At 26.7% G+C, this 16,850-nt stretch carries 14 protein-coding genes and 1 pseudogene; 5 read left to right on the forward strand and 10 right to left on the reverse strand.

Annotation, left to right across the window (positions count from 1 at the left end):
- Nucleotides 1–38: 38 nt before the first annotated feature.
- From EXC46_RS00130 to pyrH, 7 genes are all read right to left on the reverse strand, one after another.
- Nucleotides 39–2,594, reverse strand: a complete 2,556-nt coding sequence (locus EXC46_RS00130) for a UU173 family protein (protein ID WP_052353031.1) — start codon at nucleotides 2,592–2,594, stop codon at nucleotides 39–41.
- Nucleotides 2,584–4,056, reverse strand: coding sequence for a DUF2130 domain-containing protein (locus tag EXC46_RS00135; protein ID WP_129622102.1), 1,473 nt, complete (start codon nucleotides 4,054–4,056; stop codon nucleotides 2,584–2,586). Before EXC46_RS00135 ends, EXC46_RS00130 begins: the two co-directional genes overlap by 11 nt.
- Nucleotides 4,057–4,133: 77 nt before the next feature.
- Entirely contained in the window at nucleotides 4,134–4,910 is a 777-nt protein-coding gene (rsmA, locus tag EXC46_RS00140) for a 16S rRNA (adenine(1518)-N(6)/adenine(1519)-N(6))-dimethyltransferase RsmA (RefSeq protein WP_027333727.1), read from the reverse strand.
- The gene (locus EXC46_RS00145) at nucleotides 4,910–5,710 is read right to left on the reverse strand and encodes a TatD family hydrolase (protein ID WP_027333726.1); all 801 of its coding nucleotides are present in this window, start codon (nucleotides 5,708–5,710) and stop codon (nucleotides 4,910–4,912) included. Before EXC46_RS00145 ends, rsmA begins: the two co-directional genes overlap by 1 nt.
- Before the next feature lies 1 nt (nucleotide 5,711).
- Nucleotides 5,712–7,064: a tRNA uridine-5-carboxymethylaminomethyl(34) synthesis GTPase MnmE gene (gene mnmE / locus EXC46_RS00150; RefSeq protein WP_027333725.1), complete on the reverse strand. Its 1,353-nt coding sequence runs from the start codon at nucleotides 7,062–7,064 to the stop codon at nucleotides 5,712–5,714.
- A 65-nt stretch (nucleotides 7,065–7,129) separates the two neighbouring features.
- Nucleotides 7,130–7,681: a ribosome recycling factor gene (gene frr, locus EXC46_RS00155; RefSeq protein WP_027333724.1), complete on the reverse strand. Its 552-nt coding sequence runs from the start codon at nucleotides 7,679–7,681 to the stop codon at nucleotides 7,130–7,132.
- Nucleotides 7,681–8,397 (reverse strand): UMP kinase, encoded by a 717-nt coding sequence (gene pyrH / locus EXC46_RS00160; protein WP_027333723.1) that lies wholly within the window; start codon nucleotides 8,395–8,397, stop codon nucleotides 7,681–7,683. Before pyrH ends, frr begins: the two co-directional genes overlap by 1 nt.
- 246 nt (nucleotides 8,398–8,643) lie before the next feature.
- Between pyrH and EXC46_RS00165 the strand changes: the two genes are divergently transcribed.
- Genes EXC46_RS00165 through EXC46_RS00175 form a run of 3 tightly spaced genes read left to right on the forward strand, consistent with a single transcriptional unit; the run spans nucleotide 8,644 to nucleotide 10,953 of the window.
- Nucleotides 8,644–9,579, forward strand: a complete 936-nt coding sequence (locus tag EXC46_RS00165; RefSeq protein ID WP_044888914.1) for a Cof-type HAD-IIB family hydrolase — start codon at nucleotides 8,644–8,646, stop codon at nucleotides 9,577–9,579.
- A 2-nt stretch (nucleotides 9,580–9,581) separates the two neighbouring features.
- Nucleotides 9,582–10,268, forward strand: a complete 687-nt coding sequence (locus EXC46_RS00170; protein WP_027333721.1) for a ribonuclease HIII — start codon at nucleotides 9,582–9,584, stop codon at nucleotides 10,266–10,268.
- Between the two features lie 34 nt (nucleotides 10,269–10,302).
- Nucleotides 10,303–10,953 carry a ribonuclease HII gene (locus tag EXC46_RS00175; RefSeq protein ID WP_129622103.1) on the forward strand — a complete coding sequence of 217 codons (651 nt, stop codon included), beginning with the start codon at nucleotides 10,303–10,305 and terminating at the stop codon, nucleotides 10,951–10,953.
- Here the strand turns inward: EXC46_RS00175 and EXC46_RS03795 are convergent.
- From EXC46_RS03795 to EXC46_RS00190, 3 genes and pseudogenes are all read right to left on the reverse strand, one after another.
- A pseudogene (locus tag EXC46_RS03795) lies at nucleotides 10,936–11,049 on the reverse strand (RNA-binding S4 domain-containing protein); the annotation flags it as partial. The gene EXC46_RS00175 and the pseudogene EXC46_RS03795 sit on opposite strands and share 18 nt — an antisense overlap.
- Nucleotides 11,050–11,058: 9 nt before the next feature.
- Nucleotides 11,059–12,177 carry a DNA polymerase III subunit beta gene (locus EXC46_RS00185; protein ID WP_027333718.1) on the reverse strand — a complete coding sequence of 373 codons (1,119 nt, stop codon included), beginning with the start codon at nucleotides 12,175–12,177 and terminating at the stop codon, nucleotides 11,059–11,061.
- Nucleotides 12,178–12,329: 152 nt separating this feature from the next.
- Entirely contained in the window at nucleotides 12,330–13,766 is a 1,437-nt protein-coding gene (locus EXC46_RS00190; RefSeq protein WP_027333717.1) for a DnaA ATPase domain-containing protein, read from the reverse strand.
- A 322-nt stretch (nucleotides 13,767–14,088) separates the two neighbouring features.
- Between EXC46_RS00190 and EXC46_RS00195 the strand changes: the two genes are divergently transcribed.
- Nucleotides 14,089–16,299 carry an ATP-dependent DNA helicase gene (locus tag EXC46_RS00195; protein ID WP_044888913.1) on the forward strand — a complete coding sequence of 737 codons (2,211 nt, stop codon included), beginning with the start codon at nucleotides 14,089–14,091 and terminating at the stop codon, nucleotides 16,297–16,299.
- Nucleotides 16,299–16,850, forward strand: a complete 552-nt coding sequence (gene pth, locus EXC46_RS00200; RefSeq protein ID WP_027333715.1) for an aminoacyl-tRNA hydrolase — start codon at nucleotides 16,299–16,301, stop codon at nucleotides 16,848–16,850. Before EXC46_RS00195 ends, pth begins: the two co-directional genes overlap by 1 nt.

The following is a 16,850-nucleotide window of genomic DNA, read 5'->3' on the forward strand; positions in this document are numbered from 1 at the left end:
TTAAAAATATAAAAACAAGCTTTTTAGCTTGCTTCTTTTTATAGTTTTATCGTCTTAATTTTGTTATTTTCAATTATATATCAGTCGTTTTCATCTTTGAGCTTATATTCATACTCAACAATTTCAGGATGAGCAGATTTAATTAACTCAATCACAAAATCATAAACCATCATCATTGCACGAACATCGTTTTCACAATAAATTTTTAAATTTGGCACAAAAACATCATTTCATAAATTGTCCCCAATTGAACCCAAATATCTTTGGATTGCTTTTTCCATTGCATCAGTTCCTTTTTGAACTTCTTTTAGTGATGAATAAGGTTTGATCATATTTCTTAAAATAATTTTGTTTTCTGTTATATATTTTTCTATCTTTTTAATTGAAAAGAAATATTTTAAAAATTTGATGCTAATCATCATTTTTTGGAATGTAGCTGAATTTTTTTTAACAAAATCTTCTCCTTTTGTATCCTCATTAATTATTTTTCCATCTTTAGCTGCAAATAAGTAATATTCATCAATTTTGTCTTGATTAAAATTCATTATTTGTGCAACTTTTTTAATATCTTTTGTTGCAAAACAATCAGCTAAATCTATTGTGTTGTTATTTATGTGGTTGATAATCTCTGCAAAATCTTCAATTCCACTATATTTAGTAAAAAATCAATTAGCAAACTCTTTCGCTCTTTCTTTTACATCATGATTTACATTATCTAATGTTAAATCGTTGAGTGATTTTCTAACAAATTCTAAAATTTCTTTATTTCTAGTATTTTCGTAATTTTTATTGAAAACCACAAAATAATCAGCTTTATTTGAATATATTTCTTCAATCATTTCACAAAGATCTTGTAATTTGATGTTTTTTGTGTCTTTAACAATATTCACACACTTTTCTTCTTGTCCATTTTTTGTGACTATGACAGAAACTTGATTTATTATTTGGTTATAAGGATTTAAATGATCCATAATAGGGAATAACTCTGAAAAACCCTCATAATCATATCAAACAACCCTAGCGTCTTTGATATGTAATTTTCTAATAAAATTAGCGATATTAAAGTTAAAATAATCATCCGTTTCAAAGAATTTTTTGTTTTTGAAATCAATAAAGTCTTTTCCAATAATTTGTCCTAAATTGTAGTAATTTCCAGAAAGTTTAGCATAGTCTTCGCCAACCAAATAATTAAGTAAAGCATTTTTAAGTTCAGGATCTTTCAAGATATATTTAGGGAGTCTAATACCAGCATATTTGCTACTATATTTATCTCGATCGTTAGTTTTAGCTTCATCTTCATATTTTTTATTTAAGAACTTATAATCAAAAGCTCGTTCTTCAAACCATTCTTTGTGTTTATGAATATCAAGTGCAAATTTTTTTGAATTATTTTTAAAATCTCCGCTTGAAAAACAAAAGTATTTAAGTGCTTCTCTATTTAGTTTTTTATCTTTAAATTCGTCTATTGTTTTATTTAAATATTCATAGAAATATTCAAAACTAGGGTAAAAATCAATAATTTCTAAAGGTGTTTCAAAGATGTATCCATTGTTTTTGGCATATCCTTCTTGCATTTGAAATAAACTATCAAATTGTTGGTACTTAATTGTAGATTCACCTTTAGGTCAAGTGTTTTTTCAATTTAAAGCATTGTTATATTTAACTGTGTTAAAAAACGTAAACTTGCTATTTTTAGTATCAAAAGTATTTGTAGCAACATCGTAAAGCGCAATTAAACCAGAATCAATTAGTATTTTTTTCAAAACAGATAATTCTTCACTTTTAGATGTTGTTTTGTTTTCATTATAAACCGATGCAAAAGCTTCATAAAATATAATTTCATTTTTTAAGAAATTCTTGTTTGTTTTGACAAGTGGGTCAATAATTATCACGCTATAATCTTCTAAAAGATCTTTAGTTTCTTCATTTTTTTTAAGACAAAGATATGTGTAAAGACATTTGTAATTATCAGTGACCAAAGTTGTACTTCTATAGTTAATATCAATAATTTTTTTTGCTTTTTTGTCGTAAATACTGTTATTAAGTTGGAAAACTAGCGTTTTATCTTTATACTGGATTTTTGTTTCAAAACAAGGGTTGATAATAACATCAACATCAATATTCGAAAGCATCTCTTTTGTGAGCGCAATTCTAGCTTCTAAATTATTTTTAATACTAATATATTTAACTTTTGATGGATTTATTTTATTTTTGTTTAGATAAAACTCAATCGCTTTAAGTTTGTATTTATTAAAAGCATTTGCTTTAACTACTATGTATTTTTCTTCAAATTCAGCGGTATTTTTTTGATCATCAATGTCAAATCAGTCAAAATTGTGACTAATTTCTTCATAGCTTTTAGCATTGAATTCCGCTTCTTTTCAAAGATTTTTTTCAATTAAAGTTTCAATTTCTTCTTCTGAAAAAACCTCTTCTTGTTGTTCATCTTCATCAATTTCATCTTCGCTATCAAAATCAAATGTTTTAGGGATTTTTTCTAATAATGATTCGTTAGTCTCGAAAATTAAAACTGGATTTTTATCAAAAATCTTTTTAAAGTTACTTCATTTAATTTGATGCTCATTATTGTTCATTATTTTTTATCTCCAAAAGATTAGAATCTTGTTCTTCAAGGCTTGCAATATTACTTGGATCATCAAAATGTCCATTTTCAATAAGTGGTGTAATTACTTTTTTTCTAATATCAAATTTTTCAACTAAGTTATAAGCGTTTTCAAAGTGGGTATTTTGTATTTTTCTTGCGCTATCTTTTGCATCTTCAGCAGCTTTAATTATTTTGCTTAAATAATCTTCAATATCTTTAATGTTATTTTTAATGTTCTTAAGGTGTGTGTCTAATAATTTTGTTTTAAAATTATCAAATTCTTTTAAAATCTTTTCTTTTTCTTCTGTTTTGATTTTGTATGTTTGTAATTTCTTTTCTTCTTCGTTTTGTTTTTTAGCCATTAAATAAAATAGTTTTAATAAGTGTGCAAGAACACCTGGCCGAATCATATAAAGGTTTTTGTAATCTCTCGGATTAACTATAAAAAAGTCGCTATTTGGTTCAACTTCAGTTACGAGAATGGCAAAATTTGCTTTGTGTCTAATTCTGTCTTGTTCGAGTTTTGGGAAAAATTTCTCATTTTTCATTGAGCTTTCTTGATTTTCTAAAGATTTACATTCAATTACAATTCTTCCAATCTCTAGGCTATTGTTACGATCATAAAATACAACTTCAAAATCGGGCATTTGTCCATTTATTGGTTTTGTTGTCTTGTGATATTCAACATCTTCTAAATGTCCAAACGTTTCTTGAAGAATACCAAAAACATCATCCTCAAAATCATTTCCTCATGTTTTTGTTCCACCTTGAGATTTTCTTTCAATAAATCCAAGATATTTATTTTTATGTTCATCTCTTTCTTTTTCTACTTTTATTAATTGTTCTTCTTTATCTTTTATTTCTTTATTTTTTTGTTCTATAAGGATTTGAATTTCTTTATTTTTCTCTTCTTGTCATTTTTGTTTTTCATTAAGTAATTTGTCATTGTATTCAGCTTGTTGTTTTACTTTGATTGTTTCTTTTTCTAGCTCTGCAGATTGAATTTTTTGCTCTTTTTTGTTAAGCTCTGCTGTCATTGATTCTATTTTTGAATGAGATTCGTTTTTAATTTTTTCAATTTCTTTATTTTTCTCTTCTTGTCATTTTAATTGTGCTTCTGAAAGTTTATTTTTAAATTCTAATTCTGTTTCTTTTTTAATTGAATTAATTATATTTTCAAGTTCCTTTATTTTGCTTTCTTTGTCTTTAATTTCACTGAAATGATCTTTTTCCAAATTAACAACATAAGGGTTATTTTTAATTTCTGCATTAAACTGTTTTTTAATGTTTTGTCCAAAATCATCTCTAGCATTTGATAAATAATCAATTATCGACGCTTGATCAGAAACATCTCAATCTTTGAGTGAAAAATAATCACCTTTTTCTGCGCTTTCTAAAATTTCAAATTCGTAATTTTCAATGTTTTTTAATTTGATTTTAATTTTTTTCATTCTAAATACCACCTTATTTTTTATATCTAATTAGATTATAGAAAAAGCACAAAAACTTCTGTGCGTTTTTGCGTTTTTTATTTTAAATTTTCATAAAGTTTTATCACTTGCGATAGATCAAGTTGTTGAATTCTAATATTATCTGTAAAACCAAGTTTTTGGTAAGCTGAATTAATTTTTTCTTGCGAATAAACAGTTTTAAGTGCATAAGAAAGTTTTTTTCTACGTGCTAAAAAACAGAGTTTAAAAAAGTTTTTTAATTCATCTCAATCTTTTGTTTTGTCTTCGTTTTTAAAAACCAAAGATAAAATAGCTGAATCTACCTTTGGAGCAGGCACAAACGCACCTGATGGAACAATAAACTCAATTTTGCAATCAGCTAAATATTGAGAACTTAAAGATAATTTTGAGTAGTCTTTTTGATTAGGTTTAGCAACCACTCTTTGAGCAACTTCTTTTTGAACCATTAATAATAAACATTTAAATTTATCTCTATTTTCAAACAATTTAAAAAGTATATCGGTTGTAATATAGTAGGGAATGTTTGCGATAACGTATGTATTTTTATTGATTTCTTTGAGATTGCTTTTTAAAAAATCTTCATGATTTAAAACAAAATTGTCAGCTAATATTTCTTGATTTAAAACATTAACCATATCTTGGTCGATTTCATAAGCAATAACTTTTTTAGCTTTCTTGACAAGCTCTTTAGTTAGAGCTCCACGTCCAGGGCCTATTTCTAAAACATCATGATTTTCAAAATCAAAAACATTTACTATTTTTTTAATAAAATTTTTGTCATGTAAGAAATTTTGACCATATTCTTTTTTTGCAAATTTTTCTTTTTTAATCATTATGAAATCCTAAATAATTCACGAACATTACGGTTAACTCTATCAACAAATTTTTCCATACCAATGCCTTTTAGACCTGCTACATAGTAATAAACGTATAAAACCGTATTAGGTTCGTTTGTTTCACCAGTGTATGGATGCACTCTTAAAAATGGAGAATCTGTTTCCACTAAAATTCTATTTAAAGGAATTTCTTTAATAACTTCTCTTGTGGTTTCTGCACTTCCAAATGTAGCTACACCACTAAAAGAGAAATATAAATTTTTAAATTCCATAAATTTTTGTGCTCATTCTTTATTTCCAGCAAAAGTGTGAAGCATAACTCTTAAATCTTTATTTTCTTGCATTATTTGATAAAAATCTTCATATGCTTGATAGCAATTTTCTTTGTCTCTTAAATGGACAACAGCAGGTAAATCGTATTTTTTAGCAATAGCAATTTGACTTTTAACACTATTTAGTTGTTGCTCACGTGTTGAACCTCAATCATAAAAGTATTCTAATCCAATTTCTCCAACCGCAACAACTGAAGAGTCAATTAATTTTTCTAGTTTTTCTCCTTCATTTCCTTGCACTTTATCTTCTGGATGGAACCCAACACAAGGTTTGATAATATCATATTTCTTCGCTAACTCTTTAACATAGTGATTTTCTTGTTCGTGCCCACCATTCACTATAAAAAAATCTATTCTATTGTGTTCTGCAGCTAAAATGATTTCGTCAATAATTGCTTCATTTTTATAAAATTCCAAACTTAAATGACAGTGTGCATCAATAAATTTATTTCTCTTTTTTCCCATATTATTTACCTAAACAAAAGTTACTAAACATGATGTCTAATAAATCCTCTCTATTTACATTTCCTTTAATATTTTGAAGTGAATCTCAAGCATTATAAAGATCAATCATAATAAGATCAAAAGTTTGATCGTATTCAAGTGCATTTTCAGCTTCTTGCATTGATCTTAAAGCATCTTTGATTAAAGATAATTGTCTTGTGTTGTTAAAAATTCTTTCGTCCATAATATCAATATTTTTAAAGTTTTGAACCAATGCATCTTCAAGCTCTTTAATATCATTATTTTTCGCTGAAATATGAACTAATTGATCACGATTTTCAAATCCTAAATCTTTTTTGTTTTGCACCTTAATGTAGAATTTACCTTTATTTTTAGTTTCATTTTCAATAATTTGATCAAACTCATCTTCGTTTTGTGACGGATCAATTACGTGTATTACAAGATCAGCTTCTTCAATTTGAGCTAATGATTTTTGAATTCCGATTTGTTCGATTTTTTCTTCTGTTTTACGAAGGCCTGCAGTATCAATTAATTTAAAAAGCATCCCATCGATTTGATATGAAGCTTCAACTAAATCTCTTGTAGTTCCTGCTATATCTGTCACAATAGCTTTATCTTCTGCTAATAAAGCATTTAAAATACTGCTTTTACCAACATTTGGTTTACCTAAAATTGCGACCTTTACCCCTTCAAAAATATATTTTGAATCTTCTGAAACTTTCACAATTGTTTTTAACTCTGCAATCATTTTTTTGATTTTTTCTAACATTGTTTTAGTTTCAATTTTTTCAATATCTTCATATTCTGGATAATCAATATTAACTTCACAAACACCTATAAGGTAGGCTAAATCGTATAAAAATTTATCAATTAAGTTGCTTGTTTTACCTTTAAAACGATTAACAGATGCTGCTGCTTGTTTTGAAGTTTTTGCGAAAATCAAATCGTGTATTGCTTCCGCTTTAACTAGATCCATTTTTCCATTTAAAAAGGCTCTTCTTGTAAATTCACCCTTTTCAGCTAGTCTTGCTCCATTATTTAAGAGAAGTTCTAATATTTTGTTTGTTACAACAATTCCGCCGTGACAATTTATCTCGATAATTGGTTCGCCAACAAAGTTGTTGTAAATTATTTTTCCTTCCTTTTCTTTTCCAGTAAATCACATTACTAAAACTTCATCAACAAATTCATCGTTGTCATAAATGTGTCCGTAAGTAATTTCGTGGTCTTTACCTATTTTTCCTTTATATATTTTTTTAATTATTTCTTGCGCATCAGGACCGCAAATTCTCACTATTGAAATAGGTTGGTTTATGTGCATTCCCGAGCTAATTGCTGCTATAGTGTCATACATATTATTTATATGATATATTATTTTTCTTTAAGATAAAAAAATCGCGGCTATATTTCGCGACTTTCTTATTTGTTCATTAATTCGTTTTCTTTTTCTTTTGATAATTCGTTAATTTTTTCAATTTCTTTATCAACTAATTTTTGAATTCTATCTAAATAATTTTTTTGCACATCTTCTGATAATTCTTCATCATTTTTGATTGATTTATTAACATCTTGACGAGCATTTCTTACACCAACTTTAGCTGCTTCTGTGTGTTTAGAAATACTTTTAACCATTTCTTTTCTGCGATCTGTTGTTAAAGCCGGAAAAGTTAAACGCACTTGGTTTCCTTCGTCAACTGGTGTAATTCCTAAATTTGCTTTATCTAAAGCTTTTAAAATTTCTTTAACAGAAGTAATATCATAAGGTTTAATTAATAATTGTTGTGGCTCTGGAACACTAATATTTACTAATTCTTCAAGTGGTGTCATAACATCATAATAATTAACTCTAATCCCTTTGATTATTTGAGGATTAGCTCTTCCTGTTGAAATTTTAGAAAGTTCAAAACGATAATGACTTATAGCTTTTTCTACTTTTTCTTCAAATTCCATTAAGTATAAATCGAATTCCATTATTTTGTGACCTCCGTATGTTTGATTGTACCTTCAAGAGCTTTAATTATTGAATTTTCTTCTAGTAAGTTGAAAACAATTAAATTAATATTATTATCTCTCGCCATACTTGTTGCTGTTAAATCCATAACTTGTAAGCTTCTTTCTAAAATTTCATCATAAGTAATGTGATCAAATCTTTGTGCATTTGGATTTTTCTTTGGATCTGAATCATAAATACCATCAATATTATTTTTACCCATCAAAATAACATCTGCTTGTATTTCAGAAGCATATAAAGTAGCGGCTGTATCTGTTGTGAAATAAGGTCTTCCTGTTCCACCAACGAAAATAACAACTTCTCCTTCTTCAAGGTATTTTGTAGCTTTTTCGTTAATATAATATTCAGCAACTCTTTTATCAATATTTAAAGAACTTTGCACTCTAGCTTTAAGTCCTGCATGTTCAAATCCGCTTTGTAAAGCTAAACCGTTCATAATAGTTGCTAACATCCCAATGTAGTCAGCTCTATTTCTAGGAATTCCGTTTTTTTCAGCAGAAGCTCCACGTCAAAAGTTACCTCCACCAATAACAATAGAAACTTCAACCCCTTTTGAAACAACCTCTTTAAGCTGTTTAGCGATTTTTGAAACAAGTTCGTAATCAATAGCTAAATGTTTTTCTTTATTAGCAAAACCTTCACCTGAAAGTTTTAATAAAATCCGCTTGTATTTCATTGGCTCTCCTTGGTTTTCAAACTAAATCTACAATTTAATTTATTACAATTATTTTAACATTATAAAAATTTTATATTTAAAATAAAATAACTATTTTGATTTTTCGTGTTTATTTAAAATGTAAATTTTTTTCATTTTTTGGTTGTTGTTATATGGAAACAAAACCATATTTTGAAAAAAAGTGTATAATTTATTAACTTTAAATATTAAAAAAAAATTTACATTTTTTAAAAGAAAGAGAGTAATATGAAAGACGTTTTAAGAAATTCAAATGTTAATAATAAAAAAAGATTTTTATTCGCTATCGATTTAGATGGAACAACATTAAAATCCAGTGCAACAGGTCAAATTCACGACCAAACTGTTGCTGCTATTAAAAGAGCAACCGATGAAGGGCATATTGTTTGTATCTTAACAGGTAGACCTTGAAGAAGTACTAAATTTATTTATGATGAATTAGGTTTATCAACAGTTGTTTCTAACTATAACGGAGCACACATTCACCACCCTTATGATGATGAATTTATACCATACATTAAATATTTAAACCTTAATGAAGCGCTTTATATTTTAGGTGATCCTAAAGTTCAAGCTGAAATTTCTAATATCGCAATCGAAGGACCTGATTGAGTACAATTACAACACAGAGATGAAGATTTAGAAAAAGTTTTCGGATTCACAACAACTTCAAAATTAAGAATTGGTTTAGACTTTCATAAATTACCTTTAATGCCTACAGGTATTATTTTTGACGTCCAAAAAACTACAGACGTTGAAAAATTAAGACAGTATTTAAAAAGACGTTATGGTGATTTAGCTGAATTCTCATACTGATCAAAAGGTGAAGGTTTATCACCTGTTTTTGACATGACTAACATTACAGCTAATAAAGGTAAAGCACTCAGTATGCTAATTCGTTACTATGACGTAGATGTAGAAAATACAATCGCTTTAGGAGATGGTTTTAATGATGTTCCTATGTTTAAAGTAGCTAATATCTCTGTAGCTATGTCAAACGCTTCTAAAGATGTTAAAAAATACGCAACAATCCGTATTCCAAAAACAAATAAAGATGGCGGGGTTGGTTGATATATTAACAAATTTTTAGATAATCCAGAAGAAGAGATTGAAAAATCAAGATTAAGACAAAAGAAAGTTGCTAAATTTACAGAAGAAGAATAATTATGAAAATTTTTGATAGTTTATTATTGTTTGATTTAAACAAAGAAGAAGTAATCGGAGTAGATGAAACTGGTGTTGGAGATTATTTTACACCTTTGATTTCTTGCGCTGCGTATGTACCTAATGATTTAATTAATTGATGTATAGAAATTGGTGTAAAAGATTCTAAAAAATTATCTAAAAATCAAATCATGAAAATCGCTCCATTATTAATGGATAAAATTAAATATTCAATTTACCGATTAACTCAAGAAGGGTATAACAAGTTACTTAATTTTTACAATTCAAATGAAATGAAGTTTTTTTCTCATATTAATGTTTTAAATTCCTTACTTACAAAAACCAATAACCCTTCACTTATTGTTGTTGATAAATACTCAACTACTAATTCAATCAATAAATACTATTCAAAAATAGTTCAAAACCAAAATGTTTTTAAAATAAAAGATTTAGATATGAATGTGCTTTTTTTGGAAAAAGCTGAAGAAATACATGTTTCTGTTGCTTGTGCTTCAATAATAGCTCGCTATGCACTCTATCTTGCTATGGATAGTCAAGAAAAGGAGTGAAACTTCACTTTTCCACTTGGTGCAAGTTCACAAGTTAAACAAAAAGTCAAAGAGTTTTCGCAAATTTATGGTCAAGATAATCTAAAAAAAGTATGTAAACTAAATTTTAAGATCGATTAACAAAGTTTTTGCTTTGTTTTTTTATAATTTAAATATGTTAGATTACGAAATTAAAAACCTTAAAGAACAATATAAAACAGTTACTGGTGTTGATGAAGCTGGTCGAGGAGCATGAGCTGGTCCTGTTGTTGTTGCGGCAGTTACTTTACCTGTTGATTTTCAAGATAAAAGAATAAATGATTCTAAAAAATTAACGCACAAAAAACGTAAAGAGCTCTTTGAATACATTAAAAAAGTCGCTATCGATTATAAAATAGTTGTTGTAGGTCAAGATTATGATTCAAAATATAATCCAAAACAAATTTCAAAAGAAGGTATGAAAGAAGCTATTAATAATCTCGAAAAGTTAGGTGGAATAGTAATAACAGATTATGAAAAAATAGATTTAGAAAATATAAATCAAATCAATCTAGTTAAAGGTGATGGAATCGCTATCTCTGTTGGTGCTGCCAGCATTCTTGCTAAATATTTTAGAGATAGCTTAATGGAAGAATACTCGTTTAAACACCCTGAATATAAGTGAGACCAAAATAAAGGTTATGGTACAAAATCGCACCAAGAAGCTCTTTTGAAATTTGGCGTAACCGAGCTTCATAGAAAACACTCAAATAACATCGCCTGGTCTAATTTTGCTAGATCTTCCTTTTGGGGTTTCTCCATTAATTTTTACTTCATTATTTTGTAAAAATCCTTTTGCTGCTCCACCTGTTTGAATTTCTTCGATTTTTTTTAAGAATTGACTAACTTTGATTGAGTCTCCTTTGATTTTAACTACCATCATTCTCCTTATTTAATATCTTCTTAATGGGGTGATAAGTTGTTTGTTGTTTTTGTACTTATTTGAAATTAATAGCAACTTGTTGTATTCTTTTGAAATATATATATGTATTGTATCATTTTCCAACACACTTAACGCATCTTTTAAATAATTAAAATCAAGATCCATTTCAAATTCCGGCCCTTCAAGTTCATATTTGTTTGTAAATGCATTTGCACTTCCTACTTCTGGAACTTCAAATGATAGATCAATTCCGCTATTAGTGAATTTAAATTCTAATCTTCTTGATTTATCTGTAATCAAGAAAACTGCTTTGTTAATTAATTTTAAAAGTTCGTTTTTGTCAATTTTAACAACATTAATGTGTTCAAAATCAAAAAATCCTGCAGTTTCTGGAAAAGGTATATTAGTTAAATTAATTTGAATTATTGTATTTTTGTAAGAAATACCAAATTTACTATTATTAAAGAATAAAAAGATTTTCTTTGGGGTTTCTTTTGTTATTAATTTTTTAAGAGCTTTAGCATCAGCAGAAATATTAATATCAATGTTTTTATTTAATTTTAATTTTTCTGTTGACATACGATATGAATCAGTTGCACTAAAACGTATTTGATTTTCATTGTCGCTTTTAATATGAATGCATTTGAATACTGAATTACTATTTGCTTTATCTGTGTTTGAAATAGTTGAAATAAAAACATCATTAATTGTTTTTTCTAAACTAGCTGAATCAATTTCGGTTTTATTATAAGAATCACTAAAATCTAACATAAAGAATTTATGATCTTCATATGATGAAATTTCAAATTTTGTTCTACCTTCATATAATAAAGCAGTTTCACCTTTAACTTCAATAGTTATGAAATTATCAAATTTTTTAATAATACTTTTTAAAACATGTGCATTTAAAAGAATGCGTCCTGAATTTTCTAGTTTGATTTTATCTTCATCAACTAAAAGTTCTTTTTTAACTCCAAAGATTGAGTTACTGATTGTGAATTTTAATGAGCTTGAATCAATTTCAATACCGATATTTTTACCTGAATGAGAAGAGCTTGTTTGATCAATATAACTATATAAAAAATCTACAACTGGTTCGATTGTGTTTTTATTAATTGTGAATTTCATAAATCCCTTTCTTTAATTTTTGTAAATAAATAATATGTATATGTTAATATGTGTATAAACAACAGAAACATCATTTTCAATCATTTTTATACCTAAAAATAATCTTTTTGTGTTTTTTAATTTGTTTAAAGAATTTTTATAAGCTATGGATATTAGTTGATTTTTGTTATCTTATCCCTTAAATACTCTAAAGACTTTTGCACAGTCTTATCAAGATCTTCTTCTTTATATTTCTTGAATGCATTTAAAACGGTGGAATGATCTCTATTAAAAAGTTTACCAATTTCTATTGAAGATAAATCTAGCATTTGTTTAATCATAATCATTGAAATATGTCTTGCCACAACAATGTTTGAAACCCTACTTTTTCCTAAAATATCTTTAACAGAAACAGCGTAGTATTTCGCTACTGTTTTTAAAATAATATCTGATGTTATGTTTTCTGGTTCTTTAATTACATCTTTAAATATATTTGTAATAACTCCGTAAACATAATTTGACGAAAGAATATCTTTTTTATAGTAATTAATTCTTTTAACTGCTCCATTTAATGCTCTAACACTATTCGAATGGTTTCTAATGATAAAATCTTTCGATTTTTCATCAATTTTTTCGATATCAATTCCATTGTTTCTTAAAAAGAAGTCTAAAACTTTTTCTAAATCTTCCTTCTCCGGACTTTTAATTTTAGTTAAAAAACCTGAATGTAAACGAGTAATCATTCTGTTTTCAAATACATTTAAAAGCTCATTGATTTCATTTTCACAAGCAATAACGGTTAATTTATTATTTTGCATCCTACCATCAATAATTTGAAAAATAAAGTTCTTGGTAGCTTTCTTTTGTCCGTCACCAAAAATTTGGAAATCATCAAATAAAAGTAAATCTAAATCACAAAAATGTCTAATAACTTTTGAAATTTTAAACTGATTGTTTTCTTGTAAAAGTGTTGCAATATCTCTTGTGAAATTTGTAGGGTTAATATAAGCGATTTTCTTATTTTGTTTTAAAAACTCATGACCAACAGCTTGTAATAAGTGTGTCTTTCCGCACCCTGATTTACTTGAAATATAAACTAAATTTATATCTGAATCTAATGATGTTAATTGCGAACAAATTTTAATTGCTTCGCTATTAAAATCACTTTTTACATAGTTATCAAAAATATAATCAGGATTTAAATTACTGTATATAAATTGCTTTTCTAAACCAGAGTTTTTAGATGTATTCTCTTGCTTTTGAGCAACTGGTTTTGTAAGATCTATTTTTTTGATTTTTTCTTCATATTCAATTTCTTCTTTATCAACTAAAGTGTATTTAATATTTGGCCCAAATATCTCTCTAATTGCTTTGTTGATGTTATCATCAAACAAGTAAGCAATCTTGTTAAGTGAGAAAATAGAATTTGAAACCATATAAATAGTAACTATTCCGTTTTCAACTTTTAAAACCTTGATGTTTTTAAAGAAAGTTTGATAAAGCATATTATCATTAATTTCGTTTTTCAAAAACTCTTTTAATTGATCTGTATATGCTTTTAATGAAGAGTTAGATAAAGAATTTAAATCACCACCAATTAATTTATTCATATTTAAATTTTATTCTATTAATTTAATAAAAAAATATTTTTAAAAAAATATTATTTTTTCTTGTTTATAAACATAAGATATTCACATCTTTTATAACATTAAAATAAGTGAAAAACTCTTTTATACACATATGAAAATTTATGTGGAAAAAAGTGTGTTTAATTTGTTTATTAAATTATGGATAACTTATTCATAAAATAAGATTATCCACAACAATTATCCACTACTTTATAAACATATTTTATTGTGCAAAACTATTGTGGATTTTTAAATTTTTTAAAAGACAGATGCAATTTTTATATATTGATATAATTAAAATATTATGAACAATGAGGGTAAAAAATTAGTTGGATTATTTGTAAAAATTTTGTCACAAGTACAAGATAAATGAGCACTTCTTTCTTTCAAAGACGAAGAAAATAATAAAATATGAACCATATTTGCTGGCGGGGTTGCACCAAAATTAAGAACATATTACGAAATTGAAATTGTGCCAAATACAACAAAGTATAAAAACAATTTTAAACTTGTTAAATATGTTCCGGTTTCAAAACCTCACAAAGAAGTTGATTGAGAAGATTTTCTTTCAAAAAACATTGCTGGAATTGGAAAGAAAACGGCTGAAAAAATCTTTAATGCTTTCGGGATTAAAATTTGATCATTATTAAATGATGTTGAAACAAACAAAGAACAACTTTTATCTGTTCTTACTGAAACTCAATTAAACTCTTTTATAAAATTTTATGAAAATAAAAACAACAAAGAGAATATTCATAGTTTGCTTGATAATTCACATGAAGTTGTTTCAAAAGCTAAATTCTTTTATGAAAACAACTTGGTTGAGCTATATCAAAAACTTCTTGCGATTTGAGAAAAAGAACCACACAAAGATTTAGTAGAATATTACACTCACAACAACCCTTACATTCTTTATTTTAAATATAATTTTAAACTTGAAGAGGTTGATAGTTTTGCGCTCTTACTAAACTGAAGCATAACTTCTGAACAAAGAGTTAAAGCATACATTAAACACATAATGACTGAGCTTGAAAATGATAATTCCACAATCATTCAGATTGATAAATTATTCCACAATATGCAGCAATACTTCGATTTACCTTTTATCGAACTTGAGCAATTAATTTTCGAACAAATTGATAATAGATTTTTAATAACTAAAGATATTTATGGAAAATTTTATTGCACACTAAATTCAACTTACGAAAAAGAACTTTTCATCAAAGATAAATTAACAGAACTTTCTAATAGTAAAATTTATCTTCTAAATTCTTTAGATCCTAAACAACTTAAAAACCTTTCTAGCAACCAACAAGAAGCTTATGAACATTTTTTATTAAACAATGTGTCGATAATTACCGGTGGCCCTGGGACAGGAAAAACCTTCTTAATTGATAAAATTTTTCAAACCCTTAAAAACAACAAATATACAAACTTAAATGATTTTGCTATTCTCGCTCCAACAGGTCGCGCAGCTTCAAATGTTAGTTCAAAAATAGATGGAAAAGTCAAAACAATCCATAGTTTTTTAAGAATTTCAAGTGATGATGATTTTATACCTACAGATATTGATAAAGAAGATATTAAAGTTTTAATTATTGATGAGTTTTCAATGGTTAATTTAAATATTTTTTATAAATTACTAACAGTTTGTGAAAACCTTGAAAAAATTGTGTTAATCGGTGATGTTGATCAACTCCCTGCCATTGGACCTGGAAACCTACTTGAAGATTTAATTAAATCGAACAAGTTTCCGACCACATATTTAAAAGAATACTTTAGAAGTGATTCAAAAACAATTTGAGAACATTTTAATTCAATCAAAACAGGTAAATTAGCACAATTTGAACAAGGTGTTGTTGAAGAATATATTTGTGATAAATTTGACTTTACAAATTCACTTGTAGACCTTTATTGCGAGCGTTTAAAAGAAAAAGATTTAGATGATATTACAATTTTGTGCCCAACCTACAAAGGGGAAGAAGGACTTATTAATATTAATAATAAAATCCAAGAAAAGATTAATCCTAATGGCCAAATTGTTTATAAATACAAAAGAAAAAATGTGCAAGTAAACTTTAAAATTAACGATAAAATAATTCAACTTGAAAACAGAATCGAAGAAGAAATTTCAAATGGTGATTTTGGATACATTAAAGATATAGTTCAACTACCTGATAAAACAAAAATCATTAAAGTTTTATTCAAAAATAATGACGAAGAGAAAATTGTAGATTACACCGAAACTGAATTTAACCAACAAATTGGGCTTGGATACGGTGTTACAGTACATAAATTTCAAGGTAGCGAGATTGATGAAGTTATCTTTGTTGTTCATCCAAAACATGATTTTATGTTATCTAAAAAAATGCTTTATACAGCAACTTCAAGACCAAAAGAAAAATTATTTATCGCAACAACAAATGAAAATGCATATAAAAATATTCAACAAAAAAATTTAATTAACAAAGAGATGATTTTAACTAATTTAAGTTCTTTCTTAAAGGGGGATTAATGAAATTAATAGTAGGACTTGGTAATCCGGGTGAACAATATAAATTCACAAGACACAATGTAGGTTTTTTAACCATTGATAAAATGGCTAAAAAACTAGGTGTAACTTTATATAAAAGTAAATTTAATGGTGAATATGCAAAAATTGATGATTTAATTTTAGCTAAACCAATGACTTATATGAATAATTCAGGTCAATTTATTTCTTCTTTAGCAAACTACTTTAAAATTGCACCAGATGATATTTTAGTTATTCATGACGAAAAAGACTTTCCGCTAGGTAAAAGTGCAATTAAAATCGGAGGAAGTGGCGGAAGTCATAATGGTGTTATTGATATAGTTAATCAATTAGGAACAACCAACTTTAAGCGCTTAAAAATAGGTATTAACGTTCCGCACCAATCAGCACTTAAAGATTTTGTGCTAGGTAAATTTACACCAGAAGAAATGCTTGTTTTAGAACCTGTTTTAAACAAATGTGCTGAAGCAGCAATTTCTTTCTCTTTTAACGACATTTTCACTGTTATGAATAAATTTAACTCTAAAAAATAA

Origin of the sequence: Mycoplasmopsis glycophila (genome assembly GCF_900660605.1) — a bacterium.
GTDB lineage: Bacteria > Bacillota_I > Bacilli_A > Mycoplasmatales > Metamycoplasmataceae > Mycoplasmopsis > Mycoplasmopsis glycophila.